General features: G+C 44.3%; 16 protein-coding genes and 1 pseudogene. 14 read left to right on the top strand and 3 right to left on the bottom strand.

From position 1 onward, the window contains the following. Window positions 1–14: 14 nt before the first annotated feature. Window positions 15–662, bottom strand: coding sequence for a GntR family transcriptional regulator (locus BHE18_RS03525; protein WP_071617261.1), 648 nt, complete (start codon window positions 660–662; stop codon window positions 15–17). A 162-nt stretch (window positions 663–824) separates the two neighbouring features. Here BHE18_RS03525 and BHE18_RS03520 point away from each other — a divergent pair, with 162 nt between their 5' ends. The 13 genes and pseudogenes from BHE18_RS03520 (at window position 825) to BHE18_RS03460 (ending at window position 18,872) form a co-directional block, all read left to right on the top strand. Continuing rightward, window positions 825–2,027, top strand: coding sequence for a CoA transferase (locus BHE18_RS03520; RefSeq protein ID WP_083573602.1), 1,203 nt, complete (start codon window positions 825–827; stop codon window positions 2,025–2,027). A gap of 8 nt (window positions 2,028–2,035) precedes the next feature. Then, window positions 2,036–3,463: pseudogene (gene leuC / locus BHE18_RS03515) on the top strand (3-isopropylmalate dehydratase large subunit). Next, a complete protein-coding gene (leuD, locus tag BHE18_RS03510) occupies window positions 3,460–4,068 on the top strand; it encodes a 3-isopropylmalate dehydratase small subunit (protein WP_071617259.1) in 609 nt (202 codons plus the stop codon). Before leuC ends, leuD begins: the two are co-directional and overlap by 4 nt. A gap of 43 nt (window positions 4,069–4,111) precedes the next feature. Next, window positions 4,112–4,363, top strand: coding sequence for a hypothetical protein (locus BHE18_RS03505; protein WP_071617258.1), 252 nt, complete (start codon window positions 4,112–4,114; stop codon window positions 4,361–4,363). Window positions 4,364–4,366: 3 nt separating this feature from the next. Beyond that, window positions 4,367–5,872: a sodium:solute symporter family protein gene (locus BHE18_RS03500; RefSeq protein ID WP_071617257.1), complete on the top strand. Its 1,506-nt coding sequence runs from the start codon at window positions 4,367–4,369 to the stop codon at window positions 5,870–5,872. 7 nt (window positions 5,873–5,879) lie between these two features. Continuing rightward, on the top strand, window positions 5,880–7,115 hold the full coding sequence (locus BHE18_RS03495) for an MFS transporter (protein ID WP_071617256.1): 1,236 nt from the start codon (window positions 5,880–5,882) through the stop codon (window positions 7,113–7,115). Between the two features lie 37 nt (window positions 7,116–7,152). Next, a complete protein-coding gene (locus BHE18_RS03490) occupies window positions 7,153–7,758 on the top strand; it encodes a flavin reductase family protein (RefSeq protein ID WP_328585868.1) in 606 nt (201 codons plus the stop codon). A 163-nt stretch (window positions 7,759–7,921) separates the two neighbouring features. Beyond that, entirely contained in the window at window positions 7,922–9,472 is a 1,551-nt protein-coding gene (locus BHE18_RS03485) for an IS1182 family transposase (RefSeq protein ID WP_071617254.1), read from the top strand. A gap of 571 nt (window positions 9,473–10,043) precedes the next feature. Continuing rightward, window positions 10,044–11,561, top strand: coding sequence for a TIGR02677 family protein (locus tag BHE18_RS03480; protein WP_071617278.1), 1,518 nt, complete (start codon window positions 10,044–10,046; stop codon window positions 11,559–11,561). Next, entirely contained in the window at window positions 11,539–12,711 is a 1,173-nt protein-coding gene (locus BHE18_RS03475; RefSeq protein ID WP_071617253.1) for a TIGR02678 family protein, read from the top strand. The genes BHE18_RS03480 and BHE18_RS03475 overlap by 23 nt, the downstream gene beginning before the upstream one ends. Beyond that, entirely contained in the window at window positions 12,704–16,819 is a 4,116-nt protein-coding gene (locus tag BHE18_RS03470; RefSeq protein WP_083573603.1) for a TIGR02680 family protein, read from the top strand. Before BHE18_RS03475 ends, BHE18_RS03470 begins: the two co-directional genes overlap by 8 nt. Continuing rightward, complete coding sequence (locus BHE18_RS03465) at window positions 16,797–18,074, top strand: TIGR02679 domain-containing protein (protein ID WP_071617252.1); 1,278 nt, start codon at window positions 16,797–16,799, stop codon at window positions 18,072–18,074. Before BHE18_RS03470 ends, BHE18_RS03465 begins: the two co-directional genes overlap by 23 nt. A gap of 138 nt (window positions 18,075–18,212) precedes the next feature. Next, the gene (locus BHE18_RS03460; protein WP_071617251.1) at window positions 18,213–18,872 is read left to right on the top strand and encodes a hypothetical protein; all 660 of its coding nucleotides are present in this window, start codon (window positions 18,213–18,215) and stop codon (window positions 18,870–18,872) included. Between the two features lie 323 nt (window positions 18,873–19,195). Here the strand turns inward: BHE18_RS03460 and BHE18_RS23115 are convergent, their stop codons facing one another. Both BHE18_RS23115 and BHE18_RS03455 read right to left on the bottom strand, forming a co-directional pair. Then, complete coding sequence (locus tag BHE18_RS23115; RefSeq protein WP_171910645.1) at window positions 19,196–19,372, bottom strand: hypothetical protein; 177 nt, start codon at window positions 19,370–19,372, stop codon at window positions 19,196–19,198. Window positions 19,373–19,391: 19 nt separating this feature from the next. Next, window positions 19,392–19,592 carry a hypothetical protein gene (locus tag BHE18_RS03455; RefSeq protein ID WP_071617250.1) on the bottom strand — a complete coding sequence of 67 codons (201 nt, stop codon included), beginning with the start codon at window positions 19,590–19,592 and terminating at the stop codon, window positions 19,392–19,394. A 160-nt stretch (window positions 19,593–19,752) separates the two neighbouring features. On the opposite strand from BHE18_RS03455, the gene BHE18_RS03450 reads away from it, so the two are divergent. Continuing rightward, entirely contained in the window at window positions 19,753–20,112 is a 360-nt protein-coding gene (locus tag BHE18_RS03450; RefSeq protein WP_071617249.1) for a hypothetical protein, read from the top strand. Window positions 20,113–20,452 lie beyond the last annotated feature (340 nt).

Genomic DNA, 20,452 nt, shown 5'->3' with positions numbered 1-20,452 from the left:
CTTCCTCCTCATAATCAACTATTTTTTATCTCTTCCAAATGCTTCAACACATGGTCGCGGCCTTGATAGATATGTTCATGCATCGCAATTTTGGCGCGCTCCGGTTCTTTGTTGCGAATTGCCTGCAGAATTGTTTTGTGTACTTCTAATGATTGCTTAAGCTGGTAGTCGTTGTACCAATAAAATGATCTATATACGATGGGGACCACCACGACCTTTGAAAGATGGAAGTGGATATGAGCATTGTTCGCGGCTTGAATGATGACTTCGTGAAATCGTTGATTGACAGCCACGATTTCTTTAATGCTGTCCATATCCGATTGTACATGTTCATTGATGACTTTTTCATAGACGATGTTCGCTTCTTCCATTTTCCGAATGTCGTCATCCGTCCTGTAAATGGCAGCCTGACTTGCCGCATATCCTTCCAGGATCATACGCAGGTCGTAAATCTGACGGATGTCTTCTGTGGTGAAGTTCCTCACTCCGACTCCGCGTTTTAAAGGAACGACCAAACCGTCCGCTTCTAAATGTTTGATGGCCTCCCGGATGGGGGTCCTGCTCAAGTTTAATTCCTTGGCGAGGAATTCCTCTCCCAGTCTCATACCCGGTTCGAATTTCCCGTCAATGATGGCCCCTTTTATGTATTCGTATGCATCCATGTCAACACCTCACACCTATTGTATACAAACTATTTTGAAAACACAATATTTTTATGATGTAAGCGGTCTATTTACACTTTTTTAAATAAGTTATTGACTTATTGTATACAAGCGTTTAAATTTGTATACAAGATTAAGAAAATTCAAACAGGAGGGATGGAATTGGCAGAACATACGCTACCTTTAGAAGGTTTACGTGTCATAGAACTTGGAACATTGCTGGCAGGACCTTTCACCGGAAGGCTGCTAGCTGACTTTGGTGCCGAGGTCATCAAAGTGGAACCGCCGGGGAAAGCCGACCCGATGAGAAATTGGGGGAAATCAAAGGATGGAGTCGGTCTCTGGTGGCCGATCCAGTCCAGGAATAAAAAATCGATCACTTTGAATCTGCGCGAAGAAAAAGGCCAAAATCTTTTAAAAGAACTCGTCAAAGAAGCGGATATCGTCATCGAAAATTTCAGACCTGGGACGATGGAGAAATGGAATCTCTCTTATGAAACCCTGTCTGAAATCAACCCGAAATTGATCATGGTCAGAACGTCCGGGTTCGGCCAGACAGGCCCTTATAAGGACCGTGCCGGGTTCGGAAGTGTCGGGGAAGCAATGGGTGGCCTGAGGAATGTGACAGGATTCAAAGATCGTCCGCCATCAAGGATAGGGGTCTCTGTAGGGGATACTCTTACAGCTTTATTTGCTACGATCGGGTGTCTCGTGGCTGTCCATGAACGAACGAAATCAGGGAAGGGGCAAGTGGTGGATACGGCCCTCTATGAATCTGTCTTTTCCATCATGGAAAGCCTGATCCCGGATTACATGCTGGCTGGTTACATAAGGGAGAGGATGGGGAATATCCTGCCCGGTGTTGCGCCGTCCAATATTTATTTTACATTGGATAAGACTTATATCGTGATCGGGGCAAATGCCGACGGGGTGTTTAAACGCTTATGCGAGGCAATGGGGCAGCCGGAACTCAGTGAGGATCCAAGATTTGCAACCCATCACGCCAGAGGAGAAAATATGAAACTTTTGGATTCTTTAATCGAGGAGTGGACCAAATCGCTCAATGCGAAGGATGCCCTGCATATTTTAGAAGAGAAAGGCGTTCCGTCAGGATTGATTTACACAGCCAAGGAAATCCTGGAGGACCCTCACTATAAGGAAAGGGAAATGATCATCAACGTCAAGCACCCGGAGCTGGGTGAGTTCCCGATGCCGGGCGTTGTACCAAAGCTGAGCCGTACACCGGGGAAGGTCAAAGAACCTGGTGCAGAACGGATGGGCAAGCACAATGAAGAGATTTATATCGAGCTGTTAGGACTTCAGGAAGAACAATTAAGAGAGTTGGAGAATGAGAATATCGTATAGGGGGGAAAATGGTGGCTAAATCGTTATATGAAAAGATTTGGGACAATCATGTCGTACGGGAAGAAGAGGGGCTGCCTTCTCTCTTATACATCGATTTTCATTTGGTGAATGAAGTGACCTCTCCCCAAGCCTTCGAAGGGTTGAGGATGAAGAAGCGGTATGTTCGGAAGCCGGATTTGACACTTGCGACGATGGATCATGCGATACCCACGAGGAACCGATCCGCCCCTTTTCAAGATAAACTTGCGAAGGAGCAGGTGGAGGCGCTGGCAGAAAACTGCAAACAGTTTGGAATCGAGCTTTTCGATTTAGAAAGTGAATTTCAGGGGATTGTCCATGTCATTGCACCTGAACTTGGATTGACCCAGCCCGGTCAGACGATTGTGTGCGGAGACAGCCATACGTCCACTCACGGTGCGTTCGGGGCGCTTGCCTTCGGAATTGGGACGAGTGAAGTCGAGCATGTATTGGCAACTCAGACGTTGAAGCAGTACAAGTCCAAAACGCTCGAAATAAATGTAAGCGGTTCCCTTCCGGCTGGCACGACTGCGAAGGATCTCATCCTCACGATCATCGGGAAGTTCGGTCATGATTTTGCCACTGGACATGTGATCGAATATCGGGGTGAGGCGATCCGCAGTCTTTCAATGGAAGAGAGAATGACGGTTTGCAATATGTCGATTGAAATGGGAGGGAGAGCAGGACTCATTCAGCCGGATCAAAAGACGTTCGATTATCTGAAAGGAAAGAAATATGCGCCGGTGGATGGAGAGTGGGAGCAGGCTCTTACAGAATGGAAAGAGCTTTATACGGATAGTGATGCGGTTTTTGACTTGTCGATTGAAGTGGACGCATCTGAAGTCGTTCCCTAGGTGACATGGGGGACCAATCCCGGCCAGGTCACTGGGATCGATTCACTTGTTCCTTCATTAAATGAGCTGCCAGAAGAGCAGCGGAAAGCTGCAGAGAATTCCATGAAGTATATGGGGGTGATACCGGGAACACCGATGAATTTCATTCCAATCGATAAAGTGTTTATCGGGTCGTGTACCAACAGCCGGATAGAAGATCTCCGGAAAGCTGCCGGCATTGTAAAGGGATATCAAGTGGCTGATTCCGTGACGGCATTAGTCGTGCCTGGATCTCAACAAGTGAAACATCAAGCTGAAAGAGAGGGGATTGATTCCATTTTTACAGAAGCGGGTTTTGAATGGCGTGAATCAGGTTGCAGTATGTGCCTGGGGATGAACGACGATATTGTGCTGCCGGGTGAACGGTGTGCATCGACGTCCAATCGTAATTTTGAAGGCAGACAGGGAAGAAATGCCCGGACACATTTGGTGAGTCCTGAAATGGCGGCAGCTGCCGCGATCATGGGGCATTTTACAGATGTGCGGAAATGGGAATCTCAGTCAAGGGAGGGGGCGCGACCATGACAGAAGCTTTCACTGAGCTGACAGGGAAAGTGATTCCGCTTGATGCGATCAATGTGGATACGGATGCCATCCTTCCGAAGCAGTTTCTTAAGCGAATAAACAGGACAGGCTTCGGGGAATTTCTTTTCTATGACTGGCGGTATGAAAATGGACAAGAGAAAGAGGACTTCGTTCTGAATCAGGAAATCTACCGTGATGGGCCTATTTTATTAACCGGAAAGAACTTTGGCTGCGGCTCTTCAAGGGAACATGCTCCATGGGCGCTCGCTGATTTCGGTATACGCGTAATTATTGCGCCTTCCTTTGCAGACATCTTTTACAATAACTGCTTTAAGAATGGTTTGCTGCCGATTGTTCTGGAGGAAAGGGAGGTCGAGGTTCTTTTCAGGAATTCCAAGCACACGCCTGGTTACAAACTGAACGTGGACCTTATGAAGCAGACCGTATCGGATGACAGAGGCTTCAACAGTCATTTGACCGTGGAACCTTACCGTAAGGAATTGCTGTTAAAGGGACTGGACGAGATCGATTCTACTTTGGAAAATGAAGAAATTATTGACTCCTTTGAAAAACATCACAGCATCCATTATAGCCTCAAATCTTAGTCGTAAAGAGTTGTTGAGTTAAAAATGTGATAGGAGGAAAATCATGAAACAGAATCAAATCAAGGAACCGATCCGTAAAGTGTGGATCTGGATAGGTTTATTGTTGCTTGTGCTTGCAATTGTCCCTTGGTATTTTCCATCCAGTGCAGTTGAACCGTTCATCCTTGGATTTCCGTTATGGGCTTTTATTTCTACCGTCTTTTCGATCCTGCTGTGCGGTTACCTGAGTTGGCTGTGTGTCACGCAATGGAACATCGTAGAGGATGAAGAAGAGCAGATGAAAGGGGGAGAATAAAACATGGATTTAACGTTTGCAGGAATGGATGGCATTATCATCCTGACGGCATTTGCTGTTATCATGCTCGTCATTGGGTATTTTTCCGGAAGAGGGGAAAAGGATCTGCATCACAGTTTGTCCGGATATTATCTAGCTGGAAGGAACTTGGGATTCATAGCCTTATTTTTCACACTGTATGCCACTCAGTACAGCGGGAATACCATTGTAGGCTATGCGCCCTCTGCCTATCGGACAGGCTTTTCCTGGCTTCAGTCTATTTCATTCATGACCATCATTATCGGTATTTATCTGTTATTCGCTCCGAGGCTCTATGTCATAGCGAAACGGAAGAACTTTGTCACACCGACAGATTGGATCGAGCACCGTTTTAAATCCAAAGCAGTCACACTTCTCAGCATTTTCCTCATGCTTTGGGGACTCGGCAACTATTTATTAGAGCAGCTGGTAGCCATCGGACAAGCCGTATCAGGCATGACTGGCGGGACGGTTCCTTATCAGGTTGCGGTACTTGTCTTCATTTTCGTCATGCTCGCATATGAGTGGATGGGCGGGATGAAAGCGGTCGCATTCACGGATGTCATGCAGGGGTTGGTCCTGATGGTTGGGATCATCGTATTCCTGATCGGGGGATTATACCTGGTCGGAGGAAACTTTGCGGATGTAACCCGCTACATCAATGAAATGGAACCTGCCAAAACCGCGGTTCCACCAATGGATGTGTCGATTAACTGGTTTAGCATGCTGCTGCTTGTAGGGCTTGGTGCCAGTATCTATCCTCATGCAGTTCAGAGAATTTATTCCGCTCAAAGTGAGAAGACATTGAAGAAATCATTCTCCCGTATGGCTTGGATGCCGCCTATCACTACAGGCTTGGTTTTCGTCATTGGGATCATCGCCATTATGCTGTACCCGGGTCTTGACACAAGGGGATCCGAACAAATCGTTGGATTCATGGCGAATGATATCGCGGCGATCAATCCATTCTTCTATTGGATGATGATCATCTTCTTCGGAGGGATTGTGGCCGCCATCGTTTCGACTGCCGATTCTGTATTGCTCAGTTTCTCTTCCATGCTGTCAAATGATGTATATGGTAAGTTCATCAACCCGGGTGCCTCTGAGCATAAAAAGGTAATGGTCGGAAAAATCGGAGGCATCATCGCTGTTTTCCTACTCTTGTGGATTGCCTGGAATCCTCCTGGGACACTGTATGAAATCTTTGTCTTGAAATTCGAATTATTGGTTCAGGTCTTCCCAGCGTTCGTCCTGGGACTTTACTGGAAGCGTCTGGACAAGCACTCTGTATTCTGGGGGATGCTGATTGGTGCACTACTTGCAGGGTTCCTGACTTTTACGGGACACAAAACTGTGTACGGAATCCACGGGGGAGTCGTTGGATTGGCCCTTAACTTCCTGATTTGTGTAGCAGGATCCCTACTCGTTCCCGTTTCTAAAAAGAGCTCGGTGATTGAGGATGAACCGATGTCTTTAAAAATGAAAGCATAGTAGGGCTATGAATACAGTTCATCAACAGATGAAAAGGGAAGTTTACCGGGAACCTTGGAGGATGCTGGCATGCCTGCTCCTCGCACAATTACTGGTGGCTTTTATCGGAAGAAGTGTTGGGCCGCTGGGTGTCCTGATTGGGGAAGACCTCGAGCTGACTAAATCTCAAATCGGCATGCTGCCTGCTGCCCTCTTTCTGGGTCAGGGACTTGCCTCCATTCCAGTAGGATTTGTCGTCGATCAAACCGGTTCAAAAAAATTGCTGCTTGTTATCTCATTATGTGTAGGCGGCAGCTTCATTCTCATGACATTCTCCCATCAATTCGGGTTCGTCCTCCTCCTCGTTGCCATTGGAGGATTGGGGTACGGGGCGATGCACCCGGTAACAAACAGAGGGATCATTCACTGGTTCCAGAAGACCCAACGCGGATTTGCGATGGGAATCAAGCAGACAGGCATTACCACAGGATCAGCTCTTGCAGGGCTGGTTCTTCTGCCTTTGGCATCGGTTTATGGGTGGAGGCATGTAGTTGCCATAGCGTGTCTTGTGCTGATTATTGGCGGAGTGGTTACTTTTACCCTTTATCATGATTCAGTTAGGGAAACGAATAGTCAGGGGAAGAGCCGTTTTGTTTATTCAATGAAACATATGCTCACGAATAAACCTCTGATGATTGTAAGTATCAGCGCGATGGGATTGAGCGGATCCCAGCTGTGCCTGGTCACCTATATTGTCATCTACTGTTATGAATACTTGCATATCTCGCTCTTTTTATCCGGTGTACTTCTAGTCATTTCAGAGATTTGCGGATCGATCGGCCGGATTGTCTGGGGGCTTATAAGTGACCGGCTGTTTAAAGGGAAACGTGTCATTGTGCTGATGATCATTTCGGGAATAGCCGGGGTGGCGAGTCTGACCCTGGCTTTCCTGCCTTCCTTTACCACATTTCTGATGATGATCCCGATCACGATGGTGTTTGGATTTGCCATATCCGGTTTTAATGCGCTCTGGATGAATGTGGCAAGTGAGGTAGTGGATGTCAGGTTTTCCGGGCTGTCCAGCGGATTTAGTATCACACTTGGGTCATTGGGTGTTATCACATTGCCGCCGCTGTTTGGCTTCATCGTCGATTCGTTCGGAAGTTTTACGGCTGGATGGCTTATGATTGTCGGCGTGATGATTGTTGTATTTTTGTTACTGCTATTATTGATTTTGGAGTTAAAAAAGAAAGCGGCATATTAGGTGCAGGTTTCAGATTGCACATTGTGCATGAAAGGTGATGGGAATTGTGGAATTTAATCCTGAAGAATTGGAAGAAAAACAAGTCTATAAGCTGTTGAGCGGATCGGTTGTGCCGAGGCCTATCGCATGGGTATCCACAATATCCGAATCGGGTGATATGAATCTCGCACCATTCAGCTTTTTTTCGGTGGCCTCGAGGAATCCGCCTATGCTCTCGATTTCAGTCGGACCTGGTGTGGGAGAGAGGGAGGGTACGGAGAAGGATACGCTTGTAAATATCCGGGGGCAAAAAGAATTCGTGATTAATGTCGTGCCCGCATTTCTTGGGAATAAGATGCAGAAAAGCGCGGAAAACCTCCCGAGCAGCGTCAATGAGTTCGAAGCGGCGGGGGTAACGGCGGTTGACAGTGTCGTGGTGAGGCCGAAACGAGTAAAAGAAGCACCGATCCAAATGGAGTGCAGGCTTGAGCAGATCATCAAGCTTGGAAGTGACCACTTAATCATAGGCCGGATGCTGAGATACCATATTGATGAAGAATATTATTTAGGAAACTATAAGATTAACTTGGATAGATTGCAGCCGCTTGGAAGGCTGGCGGGTAATTATAGTGAGATGGGGGATTATTTTTATTTGCCGAGGTGAGGGGTTGATTGTTGTTAGAAGAACCGCGGGGACAGGTCCGAGACCACTGAAAAACAACTCCTAAAAATTGTAAAAAGTAAAAAACAAAAAGAAAACCTTCCTAATTTGGTATAATTGTTATCGACCAAAACAACAAAATAACCAAGAAGGAAGGTTTTCTTTTATGCTTAAAGATAAAGACATGCAGTTAAGCATCTACTCCGTATTATACAATAAAATCCCCGAAAATCATAAACTAAAATTACTCAAGGATGAAGTGGACTTTAGTTTTATCAATAAAGCACTCGAGAACATTTATTGTAAGTATTATGGAAGACCAGCCAAAGAACCAGAGCTTATGGTCAAACTCTTAGTTCTACAGAATTTATATAATTTATCTGATGAACGAGTGGTATTGGATGCATCATTAAACCTTGCCTACATGTACTTTCTGGGGATTAACCCAGAAGATGAATTGCCCCATTCAAGTCTTCTAACTAAGTTTCGAAAGAAGAAATTAGAAGGAAACCTTACGGTTGATGAAGTAATCATCGAAGTCGTCAGGCAGTGTGTAGAAAAAGGAATCCTTGAAGGAACTGGTCTAAGCATTGATTCTACTCATACAGAAGCGAATACATTCAAATGCACGGCTGAAAGAGTCATGAAGAGACTCGCCAAAAAAATATTCAAAACGATAGAGGTTGAATATGGCGAAGTTCCGGAGGAAATCAATCAAGATATTCCAAACTATAAAGAAATAGAGAATCATAAAGAAGCAAAATCTACAATGAAATCTTATCTTGAAGATACCATTGATCAAGTGGAAAAAGCAGTCGTCTTGACCCAAACTCCAAAAGTAAGTGAATTACTTGAAAACGCGAAGGGCATTCTCAATGACCCTAAATTCATGGAACAAAAAGGGGTCCGTTCCATTGTGGATCAAGATGCCCGAGTAGGACATAAAAGTAAGACTGCCCATTTCTTTGGTTACAAAATGGAATATATGATCACTACGGATGAGCAGATTATTACGGCTGTTCATGTGGACAATGGAGCTTATGTCGATGGAAGTAAGTTTAATGATTTATTAGAGTTAACTCAAAAATCCGGCATAAAAATTGAAAAAATCCTTGGGGATAAAGCTTATTTCAGAAAACCAATTCTCGACAAAATTAACGAAGCAAAAGCGAAGGCATACATACCCGTAAGTGAAATGGCTTATAGAATTAAAGAAGATCTGTACAGTTACAACAAAGATTCAGATGAATGGTTCTGTTCTCAAGGAAACTCTACGACACGAAAGAGTCTTAGAAAATCAAAGGACAGAGAAGGCTATCGGTATTATTTTGAAAAGGAAAAGTGCCGTCATTGTCCCGTTAGGGATACGTGTGTTTCCGGCACAGCTATAGGTAAAGTCCTGGTAGTAGGTATCAACACTCCTGAATTTTATGGCTATAGCCAGGAACAAAAGAAAGAAGAGTTTAAAGAGGAATACAGGAAAAGAGCTCGCCAAGAAGGAAAAAATGGCGAGATGAAGAATTTTCATGGGTTAGGTCGTGCCAAGGGGTACGGCCTCAAAAGCATGACCTTACAAGCAAAACTGACCGCGTTAGCGGTAAATTTAAAGAGGATAGCAGCAATACTATCCTCTAAAAAGGGTGTTTTTCCTATATTCAATTCCATTTTCTTGAACTTTTTCGTGATTGTTAATCAAAATGTAAAATTATGTGGATAGCAGCCGATAAAAAAGCGACTTTTTCAGTGGTCTCGGACAGGTCCTGCGGTTTTTTGTTTGGTTAAAAACGAAAACGGATGCCTGTCCAGTTTGTATTTGTGCTGGATTTTGCACATTTTTTTGCATAGATGGAAGAAAAATCAGTAAATTTATGTATGGGGGGTGGAACTCATGTTTGAAAACCCCGGTGCTAAGGGATTTTTAGATGAATGAGGAGCTGGTTTCTGTTTCAACTCACGTTTTCGATCCACTTTTCATCTTTTTCGTGCCACATTCTGCAAATACATTCCACTTTCCAGATTTACGTGCGAGATTTTTATTTTTCATTCCACTTCCCTTTGTTTTCATGCATCTTGTCGAATAATCTTTGAATGGATGTTATTGAATCAGGAAGCTGTGTGAGCCGCGACAATCTGCAGGGACAGATATCGAGGCTTCTTATCTAAAAAAGTACCGGGGTACCTGTCTCCGTGGTTTCCGGTTACCGCCGGCTCCCTCAACTGTTATAATTATTTCATATACATACATAATTGAGGCAAGAATGATGGCCATGAAAAGAGGTGCATGGAACATGCAAGGACCGATGAAAAAGCTTATCGAAGCGAGTTATCTGACTGCGGAGAATGCGGCTGAATACCGAACGATTCTACGATACTTTTACTTGCAGCATGAACGGATGCGGGACTTCATTTCACCTGAAGAGGTACTGGATTATATGAGATCCCTCCCTCATTACGAGCATTATGAGGAGGAGCAGCTTCTTGTCCAGCTTGCTCAGCTGGTGAAGTGGAAGAATTTAAACGCCAGGCAGGATATGACGATCGCGAAGACGATCGAAGAGTATAAGAAGAAGCGTTTCCGCTATCAGTCGACGCCTTATACGATTGAGATTGAGAGAATGGTGGCGACTCTTGAGAAGAAGAGCGGAGAGAGTTTCGGTGGTTCTCTGGAGAAGTCCCAGTTTGACAGATTGCTTGAATCCGTTAACAAGTTGGATCATGAGTTGAAAAAGGGTCTGTTGGGATCTTCGGAGACGTACATGCTCCTATGGGAAGACCTTCTGCAATATTTCCGCACGATCCGGACGAACACGGCGGATTATATTGCGTATATCAACAGTGAACAAACGGAGCAGCGTATGCAGAGTGAGGCATTCCTCGTGTATAAGAATCAATTTACGACCTATTTAAGGGATTTTATTGTGTCGCTGCAGAAAACATCCTTCCAGATTTCGGATCAGCTTGAGCGGATGGATCAAAAGATTGTGTCTCCATTCTTTGATAAGCTTGCAGAGTACAGAAGGCAGATACCAAGACTTGAGGAAATCAGTGATGAGACGGTGATGGATTGGTATCAGGAGTTTCACGATTTCTGGCGGGTGATGAGGTCGTGGTTCATCGGGAACGACAGCCAATCGAGCGAACTCGAGATGCTGCAGCTGCAGACAAATGAAATGATCAGGCGGATCACCCGTTATGTGCAGCGCATGAGCGAGCGGCATCACAGTCATCAAAGCCGAAAGAAAGATTATCTTCATTTGGCCGGGCTCTTCAGCGAAAGCCGGACGATGGAAGAGGCACATCAATTATCGGCGGTGGTCTTTGGGTCAATAACGATCAGGCATTTGAAAATTGAAGAAGATACAACAGAAAATATCCACAGTGATATTTGGGATGAAGAACCAATCATCCTTCCAATCAAACCGCGTATCAGGTCGTATAAGGAAAAAACGAAGCCCGGGGCGATGGTGTCGAATCAGGAAAAGAAAAAAGCTTTGATAGAGGAGTATCTTGCTGAAAAGGAACAGGAGAGGACGATTATTGAAACCCTGTTCACGAATCAAAAAATGATCATCTCCGAGCTTGGAGTGGTGGAGCCGTTCGTTCGGAAAGTGATCTTGAATTGGATCGGTAAGGCGATGGCCGGTAAGAACCAGGTTGTTAAGACGGATTATGGGTTTACGGTTAGCGTTCACCTGCATCGTGACCGGTTGACGATCCTGCAAGCCGAAGATGGCGTGTTGAAGATGCCGGATGTGACATTTGAAATGAAAGGGGGGGCATCGATTGGAACAGGTACAAACGGTTGAATTTGATGAAAAAGCGATTGAAGGGCTTGAACTTCTGCTGCATGAGTTCTGGATATTGAGGAGTGAAAATCCTCAGGAGTATCAATTGATCCGTGAACGGGAAAAGGTATTGAGACGATATCTTGATGACAAATTCGGTCTCTTATTAATCGTCCATCAGCATTTTATCAAGCTTGAGAAAATTCCGGTCGAGCCTGAGCCATGGATGGGTATTTCATCTTTCCAGGAGCCGCGGGATTATGCTTTGTTTTGTTATGCCATGGCGTTTCTTGAGGAAAAATCCGTGGGTGAACAGTTTCTTCTGTCGGAGCTGGCAGATGAAATCAGGCATGATTATGAGGGTGAAGAAGGAATCGATTGGACGGTGTATACCCACCGGAAGTCCCTTATCCGGACGATTAAAACAATGACGGACCTTCATTTAATCCGCACAGTCGACGGGAATATCCAAAAGTTTGATCATGACGATGAACATGAGGTGCTGTATGAGACGACGGTTTACAGTAAATATTTCATCCGGTCGTTTCCGGAAGACTTGACTCAGTTTACCTGCTGGCAGGATCTCCTTCAGGAAGATTGGAAGTTCCAACAGGAAGATGAGCGGAGGAAGCGGGTTTATCGACAACTGTTCTTTTCGCCTGGCGTACATAGAAAATCGACGAACGATCCTGATTTTATTTATATCCGGAACTTTCGGAATCGTATGGCGGAAGATATCGAGAAACACAGCCATTACCGCCTGAGGTTGTTTAAAAATACGGCATTTCTGTCTTCACAGGAACCCCATTTCAAGTATGAGTATTTTCCAGACAATAAAGCGGTGACCGATGTATTATTGCAGTTGTCATTTCTGCTGTACGAAAAACGTTCTTCATTCTCGCCCCTTGAATCAGGGGATTTACTATTGACAACAGGAGACTTCGATCAATTGATCATGGAGTTGAAGGTGCAGAATGAATCGGGATGGTCGAAATATTTCCGTGAAGCGTCGGTGGAGACAATAAGGAAGGAATGTCTATCTTCGATGAAAAACTGGATGATGGCAGAGACGGATGAGAGCGAGGCAATGATTTATATCAAGCCTTTATTTGGAATACTTGCGGGGAAATATCCGGATGATTTTACTGGAAAGGATGATGAGAGTGAGTAATGAACAATGGCAACTGAACCGTGCCGGTCTCGTGAATTTCTGGTATTACGATGAAGAGACCTTTGACTTTAAAGACGGAAAGCTGCTGCTTCGCGGAGCCAACGGATCGGGGAAGTCCGTTACAATGCAGAGTTTTCTTCCTGTGCTGCTGGATGGGAGGAAGTCCCCGGACAGGCTGGATCCATTTGGTTCAAAGGCGAGACGGATGGAAGACTATCTCCTTGGGGAAAAAGGGATTGTCGATCGTGATGAGCGGACGGGATATCTGTTTATGGAATATGTAAAGAAAAGTACAGGTCAATATTTGACAACCGGAATCGGCATGCAGGCAAAGAGGAATAAACAGATGAAATCATGGTATTTCGTCATCACGGATAATCGGAGGATTGGCATTGATTTTCCCCTCACCCTAAAGCATTCAGGTGAAAAGATTCCCATGTCTGAAAAGGAACTGAAGAATCGGATTGGGACAGGGGGAGAGGTCGTCCAGTCCCAAAGGGAGTACATGGAGCTTGTGAATCGCCACATCTTCGGCTTCCAATCAACGGATGCCTATGAGGATCTAATCAAATTATTGATTCAATTGAGAAGTCCCAAGCTTTCAAAAGACTTCAAACCAACGGTGATTTATGAAATCCTGGAATCGGCCTTGCCGCCATTGACCGATGATGAAATCCGTTATTTATCCGATAGTATCGATCACATGGATCAGGCACAACAGGAGCTTGAGCGCTTGGCGATGCAAAAGGAATCGATCAATAAAGTGCTACGGGTGTACGATCGCTATAACCGTTATATACTTGCTGAACAAGCGGAAAAGTGGCAATCAGCCAATAAGAAGGTTGTCCAGAAAGAACAAGCGGTCAAAGAACTACAGAAAAACAAAGAAGATTTGAAAGTGGAAATTTCAGACCTTGAGGTCAAAGAAGTGAGCTTGTCGGATGAGCAGGACCTTCTTGAAAAACAAAAGGATCAGCTGAACCGCCATGAAGTCTGGTCACTTGAAGCGAAAAAGAAAGATCTTGAAAAGGAATCATTGCGGAAAAAAGACTCGGTCATTCGCTTGGAGGAGAAAAGGGACAGAAAGCACCGCGATTATATGAAAAAGAAGGAAGAGCTTGGTTCCTTGGAGGAACGTGAATGGAAAGCCAAAAGTAAGGTTGAAGAATTATTGGATGAAATGAATGAACTGGCAGAGGAATGTGATTTTCCAGCTCACATCGTCAACCTGTCCGACTTCGAACGGATGGGAGAAGATGTGTACGACTTTACCGTCTGGAAGAAAGAAGTGTCGGCTCATCAGGATGTCCTTTCAGAAGCGATGAAGCTCCTTGAAGATCGAACTCGGCAGCAGGAAAGGTACCGTGAACTTGAACGGGAGTCGTCTGCGAAAAAACAAAAAGTGGATGAGATCCTGCAGCAAATGAACCATACCGAAGAGTGGTTTACGGAAGAACAGCAAAAGTTGGAATCTGCCATTTTCACTTGGATTAGTGAGCATGATAAGCTTTTATTCACGGATGGTCAGCGCCAACAGGTGGCCCGGTCTGTTCAAGGGCTTTACGAAGAGTGTTCCTATGAACAAGTGAAAGGGGTACTGCTCAAAAATCTGGATGAGTACCGGGAAGAGGTACGGACCAAAATGGTTGAAAAGAGAAATCATCTACAGCAATTGGACGATGCTATTGAAGAAAAGAACAGGCAGATGACACAATTGAAACAGCAAAAAATGATCGAACCCACGCGATCTGAGGGAACTTCCCTGCACCGTGAAGATCTTAAGGGGAGAGGGAATGCGGCGGTTCCGTTTTATGAAGCGGTGGAGTTTCAGGAAGGTGTGACGGAAGGGGAAAAATCCCGGATCGAAGCGGTACTTAAGCAGACGGGGATCCTGGACAGCCTTATTACAGCGGAAGAGATCACCCCGACGGAAGATTCGGTACTGGTGGCAGAGCCGCTGCTTATGACGCAGACGCTTGCTGACTATCTAAAACCGGATGTGGAAGGTGACTCAGCTATTTCTATGCAAAAGGTGGATGATGTCCTTCGTTCCATTCCGCTAGAAGAAACAGCCGGAGCATTCGTGATCGATCCAGATGGGTCGTACATGATGGGGATTTTGAAAGGTCATGCACCGGAAGAAGGTCCATCAAAGTTCATTGGGAGGGCGTCAAGAAAACGTCATTTAAAGGAGCAAATCGCACTTCTCGTAACAGAACTTGAGCATCTGAAAGAAGAACGGGACGGAGTGATGCAGGAGATTTCAAGGTTATCACAGACCCTGGGTAATGTGAAAGAATGGCAGCAATCGATTCCATCTGATGAGGTTCTGCGTGACATCCATAAAGAGTATGAAGTGCTTGAACAAAAACGGAACGTCCAACAGGCACTCCTGGATCAAACCGATCGCCAGTGGAAAGAAGTACAGGTGGCCCTAAGCCGATTGAAGCAGGAACTATATGAATACAGCAGTCGTTTCTCGTTTGAGCTGGCCACTGAGAGCGTGACACAGACAATACGTTTGATGAAGGAATATGAAGGGGATCTGAACAATTTTGAAAATGCACTTGTTCAATTGCAAGCAAGCCGTCAACGGATTCAAGATCTATCCTCCTTGCTCCATGAAATAGAAGAAGAGCTGGATGATTTGAAAGGTGACATCAACGTGGAGCAGGGTGACAGAGATAAATTGCTTCGGGGAATCGAGTCCATCGAACAGCAGCTGACCTTAAAAGGCGTGGAAGAAATCAGGTGCGAAATCAGACGTGTTCAGGGCAGGTATGAAGATGTAAAGCTAGAGCTGGAGATGCTTCGAAAGACCACTCCAAAAAAATCAGCCGAATTAGAACGGGTGGATGAGAATTTGGAGAGGGACGCAGAGGACTTGGAGTTCTGGACAAAGATGGGCGAATTGTGGAAACAGCACGTAATGGAGGAAATCCACCATCAGTTTGTGGAAGTGGATGTGCCGGATGCGGAACATATCTTGTCAGCTTACGGGGAAGTTCTTGCGGATAATGAAAAACCAAAAATTCTGGAACAGCTGACCAAAGCTTTTTTTGAAGAGCAGCAGATGCTGTCAGAGTACAGAATGGGAAGTTATACCGACGAAAGAGACATGCCCCAGTGGATGAGTGAGATACAGGATGAGCGGTTTGAACCGTTCCTGCAAGAGTACAGGTCGCATAAGGATCGACGGAAGATTCGCTTCTCTTATAACGGCAGTCAGGTCAATCCTTATTATCTTGCTGATATCCTGACCAAAACCTACGAAGAACAAGATCGCAATCTTGATGAACAGGACCGGAAGCTGTACGAGGATATTATGCTGAATCATATCGGCACGATCCTCAGGAGCCGAATTAAGCGGGCTGCCAAGTGGGTCCGTCAGATGGACAAGATCATGGCGGCGCGTGACAATTCATCGGGGCTGATCTTCTCGATTGCGTGGAAAGCACAGACAGCGGAATCTGAAGAGGAGATGGATACAGCGGAACTTGTCAGCTTGCTCGAACGCGACAGCAAACATCTTCATGAAGATGATCTCAGCAAAATCACCCGGCACTTTCAATCCAGAATCGCGAAAGCCAAGGAATTGATCACACTCCGTAATGAAGGATCGACCCTTCATCAGGTGTTGAAAGAGGTATTGGATTACAGGAAATGGTTTACTTTTATCCTTTCTTATAAACGTGAGAATGAAGGAATCAAGAAAGAATTAACGAATAATGCATTTTTCCAGTTCTCTGGCGGGGAGAAGGCGATGGCCATGTATATCCCGCTTTTCACTGCTGCCTATTCACGATATAAGGAAGCAGGAGACTTCGCACCGTATATCATTTCACTGGACGAAGCCTTTGCTGGTGTGGACGATAATAATATCAGGGATATGTTTGAAGTCATCGAGCAATTGGGCTTCAACTATATCATGAACTCCCAGGCATTGTGGGGGGATTATGATACGGTGCCATCCCTTTCAATCGCTGATCTGCTGCGTCCTAAAAACGCAGACTTCGTAACGGTCATGCGCTATGAATGGGATGGGGTTCAGAAAAAGCCAGTTCAACAGGAAGAGGAAGAGATCTATGAACGACTTGAGCTTATTTAAGGGGGAGACAGCCTTTCAAAAGCTGTTTCTCTTGTTCAAAAAGAAATATGAGTCCCTCGGCAGGATCGGGGGATCGGTCAGCCTGAAATCATTTACAGATGATGAGTTGATGGCCATTTCCGGGCTGACGGGATTTTCGGTAGAAGAATTACGAGGGAAACAATCCATTACGCTGTTGAAATTTGAAAAATCGCTGCAGCGCACAAGATATCAATATGATTCACTGATTTCGTTTCTGGAGGATTATTTTGAAGAGTCATTGATAGTGAACAAGGATCGCCTGATACTTGAGCAAGAACGAGAATTGCAGTTTTTAACTGAAATGAAAGCGAGATTTCCACAGATTGAATGGTATATTGATTGGCTTTCTTCTAAGTCGGCAGACACCAGATGGATTTGGGGTTTGTATAAGGAAGACCCTGCTGTATTGTCTTCTTATCTTGACTTCCTTGAAACAACTTGGGAATTTTTAATCGCAGAAAAAATGTTCCTGCGAATTCCCTTATTTGCCCAAAAGGTAACGGGCAATCCCCACGCATTCGACCGTAATGCGATACTGGGTAAAATGCTGCTTCATTTATTAACTGTCGATCAGATGAATAGGGAGGAGGGCGAGAGCGGTTTTAGAAAAACATCGGAAGAAGAAAACGACCTCCTTGGATTCTATGGATTGATACGGGATGATTTATGGAGTTTTGTAACCAGTCAAAACATATTGGCTGAGACTGATCAGGGGGTTCATCCTGTTTGGAAAGCAGCACAAGAATCGGGAACAGTCATGAATCTCCCGCTGAAAGAGTTAATTAAAGTTGATAAAGTCTACCCATATGAACGCAATGTAGTGTGGGTGGTGGAAAATTCAAGCGTGGCTTCCACACTGATGGATTTGGCTCCGCACGCTCCTATTGTATGTACCCACGGCCAACTGCGAATTGCCGGCTGGCGATTGATTGAATTACTAGTTTTATCAGATGTCACAATTTACTATTCAGGGGATCTTGATCCTGAAGGGATGCTTATTGCGGATCGTTTATTACGCAGATTTCCAGAATCAGTTCGTCTCTGGAGAATGGATGAAAGATCATATCTTGAAGCGATGTCAGAAGAAGTTATCACCGAAAAAAGATTAAGTCAATTGAATAAGCTTCGCGATCATGGTTTAAATAAAGTTGCTGAAGTCATGCAGAGAGAAAAAAGAGCTGCTTATCAGGAAGCGTTAGTGGAGGTGATGGTAGAGGATCTAAGGCGGCAGTAGTCTTCGCTAAGAACATCGGGGACAGGCACCGAGGTATTTTAAAAAGTTTATAAGAACAATGAGCCTGTCCCAATAATTTGCATAATTAATAGTGTCACACAAAAGATAAATGGTATAATAGAACTAGGTGGTGAGGAAATGGAATATAAAAAATTAATGCAAAAGTTATCAACTTTGTTGGATGAAAAGCTACAACCTGTAAATGAACGCTTGGAAAGAGTAGAGAATGGTCAACAAGTAAGTAACGAACGTTTGGAAAGAGTGGAGAATGGTCAACAAGTAAGTAACGAACGTTTGGAAAGAGTGGAGAATGGTCAACAAGTAAGTAACGAACGTTTGGAAAGAGTAGAGAATGGTCAACAAGTAAGTAACGAACGTTTGGAAAGAGTGGAGAATGGTCAACAAGTAAGTAACGAACGTTTGGAAAGAGTGGAGAATGGTCAACAAGTAAGTAACGAACGTTTGGAAAGAGTAGAGAGTGGTCAACAAGTAAGTAACGAACGTTTGGAAAGAGTGGAGAATGGTCAACAAGTAAGTAACGAACGTTTGGAAAGAGTAGAGAGTGGTCAACAAGTAAGTAATGAACGTCTGGGAAGACTCGAAAGTGGCCAACGCGTAGCTTATGAACGCTTAGAAGGGCTTGAAAACGGCCAACAAATGATTATGAATAAATTAGATAACGTGTCTGAGCAAGTAGCCAGTAATACCGAAAAGCAAACAAAAGTCGAAAGTGTAGCTGTGAAAGTAGCCGAGCATGACACGGATATTAAACTACTAAAAAAATTTATTGCAAATTAGAAAGGATGAATGATGGTTTAAATATCCCCATATAACATTAGCACCTCTGGTTGAAAACCTCGTTTCAAAGGCATTTTGAGAAGAACGCGGAGCCCGTTTTATCTTCCAAACTTTCGTTTCCAAGCCACTTTTCATCTTTTTCAGTCCACATTTTGAAAATACGGTCCACTTTCCAGATTTACGAGCCGAATTTTCATTTTTCAAGCCACTTTCCGCTGTTTTCGAGCAACTTGTCGAATAATCTTTAAATACCCTCTAAATAGCCATTCATTAGTGACAGGTTACCCTATGAAGAAGCTTGCAGGGACAGGCCCAAGAACTTTTTATCGGTTACCCTGTGGTTTGTTCACTATTTCTTTCGGCACATCCCATATAACATAATGTCTGGAATACTGTCTCGTCTCAATCGTGATGACTTCATTCTCTTTTGCAAATTCCAACCCCGAACCGGTTTGCTCCGTAAATGTCCAGTCTGCTTTCTTCATCCATTCCTTAACCATAGCTAACGGATCGTTGCTATCATGTGCAGATGAATATCTGGTTTTCGTTTTCTGCTTCGTATATTTTTTCGTACCCGTTTCCGGCTAGTTCAAGTTTAGCAGCTGAAACCAAGTAAAGTGCCGGATTCCCTTCCTGTGTTAAGGCACTTCCAAACCTCACTCCGATAAAACCGGCGAATAGTAAAAGTATGAACAAAATTGCTATCATCATCTTTTTCAATGTGATACCCCCTATAAAAGACAAGTTTATTTTAGCATTAAATTCCATTTTCCGAATGGCAAAAAAGGATATTAAACCAATCTATCGAATAGTGGTATATAGGATGAATTGCTTTTTGTAAAGCACTTGGTTAGCTTACTTCCTGTTAGGAGGAAAGGATATGATTGGAGCTACTCTTCCGGCTTGGTTTTGGGCCGTGTATTATTTTTTCTTTTTAACAACATTCGGAACTGCGGCATGGAGTATAGGAATGAAGAAGCATAAATGGCTGCCTATTATAGCGATATTATTTACGGTTACCATTCCCGCGGTCGGCATGATGAACAGTATTGGCAGGGCAGACGAAATGAATGAGTTTGACTATTTGATCAGGCAATTGCAGCAGGGGGCCCGATGGTCTTTATATTCAGTAATCGGGTATTTTTTCTTGGCTGGATGGTTGTTTTTCTTTGTGTTTAACAGTATCAAAAGACTGAGACGCGCCGGGCGATCAGGCATTGAATATGATGGGGGTGAATGATATCAGAAGGATTACGATTGCTTCAATAGCTTATGTTACAACAGGAATCGGTTTCTACTATACATTTCTGGGGGATAGTCCAGTTTACGGATCGGTCCTTTTATTCTTGGGGTTGATAGGTGTAATGTTTGATCTTTTATTTCAGGGGACGAGGGTTGAATAAATAACTATTTATTGGAAAGGTTCCTTTTCAGTATTCAAGTTACTTACATCGGGTGAAGAATAGAATGGTCTTTGTTGTTGATTTATTTCCCTATTGAAAAGGTTTCAACACAATTGCTGCTCTTTTGATGATGTTGTTTATTGTTTCATTGGAGTCGTGTATTTTATTAGGAGATAG

Source organism: Rossellomorea aquimaris, from assembly GCF_001877785.1.
GTDB classification, from domain to species: domain Bacteria; phylum Bacillota; class Bacilli; order Bacillales; family Bacillaceae_B; genus Rossellomorea; species Rossellomorea aquimaris_A.
Note: the sequence above shows the minus strand (reverse complement) of the source record. Positions and strands in the feature narration are given on the sequence as shown.

Excerpts from the sequence above, each read along its gene's own strand:
- BHE18_RS03525 (WP_071617261.1), bottom strand. The coding sequence starts at position 662 with ATGGATGCATACGAATACATAAAAGGGGCCATCATTGACGGGAAATTC.
- leuD (WP_071617259.1), top strand. The coding sequence starts at position 3,460 with ATGACAGAAGCTTTCACTGAGCTGACAGGGAAAGTGATTCCGCTTGAT.
- BHE18_RS03505 (WP_071617258.1), top strand. The coding sequence starts at position 4,112 with ATGAAACAGAATCAAATCAAGGAACCGATCCGTAAAGTGTGGATCTGG.
- BHE18_RS03500 (WP_071617257.1), top strand. The coding sequence starts at position 4,367 with ATGGATTTAACGTTTGCAGGAATGGATGGCATTATCATCCTGACGGCA.
- BHE18_RS03495 (WP_071617256.1), top strand. The coding sequence starts at position 5,880 with ATGAATACAGTTCATCAACAGATGAAAAGGGAAGTTTACCGGGAACCT.
- BHE18_RS03490 (WP_328585868.1), top strand. The coding sequence starts at position 7,153 with ATGGGAATTGTGGAATTTAATCCTGAAGAATTGGAAGAAAAACAAGTC.
- BHE18_RS03485 (WP_071617254.1), top strand. The coding sequence starts at position 7,922 with ATGCTTAAAGATAAAGACATGCAGTTAAGCATCTACTCCGTATTATAC.
- BHE18_RS03480 (WP_071617278.1), top strand. The coding sequence starts at position 10,044 with ATGCAAGGACCGATGAAAAAGCTTATCGAAGCGAGTTATCTGACTGCG.
- BHE18_RS03465 (WP_071617252.1), top strand. The coding sequence starts at position 16,797 with ATGAACGACTTGAGCTTATTTAAGGGGGAGACAGCCTTTCAAAAGCTG.
- BHE18_RS03460 (WP_071617251.1), top strand. The coding sequence starts at position 18,213 with ATGGAATATAAAAAATTAATGCAAAAGTTATCAACTTTGTTGGATGAA.
- BHE18_RS23115 (WP_171910645.1), bottom strand. The coding sequence starts at position 19,372 with ATGGTTAAGGAATGGATGAAGAAAGCAGACTGGACATTTACGGAGCAA.
- BHE18_RS03450 (WP_071617249.1), top strand. The coding sequence starts at position 19,753 with ATGATTGGAGCTACTCTTCCGGCTTGGTTTTGGGCCGTGTATTATTTT.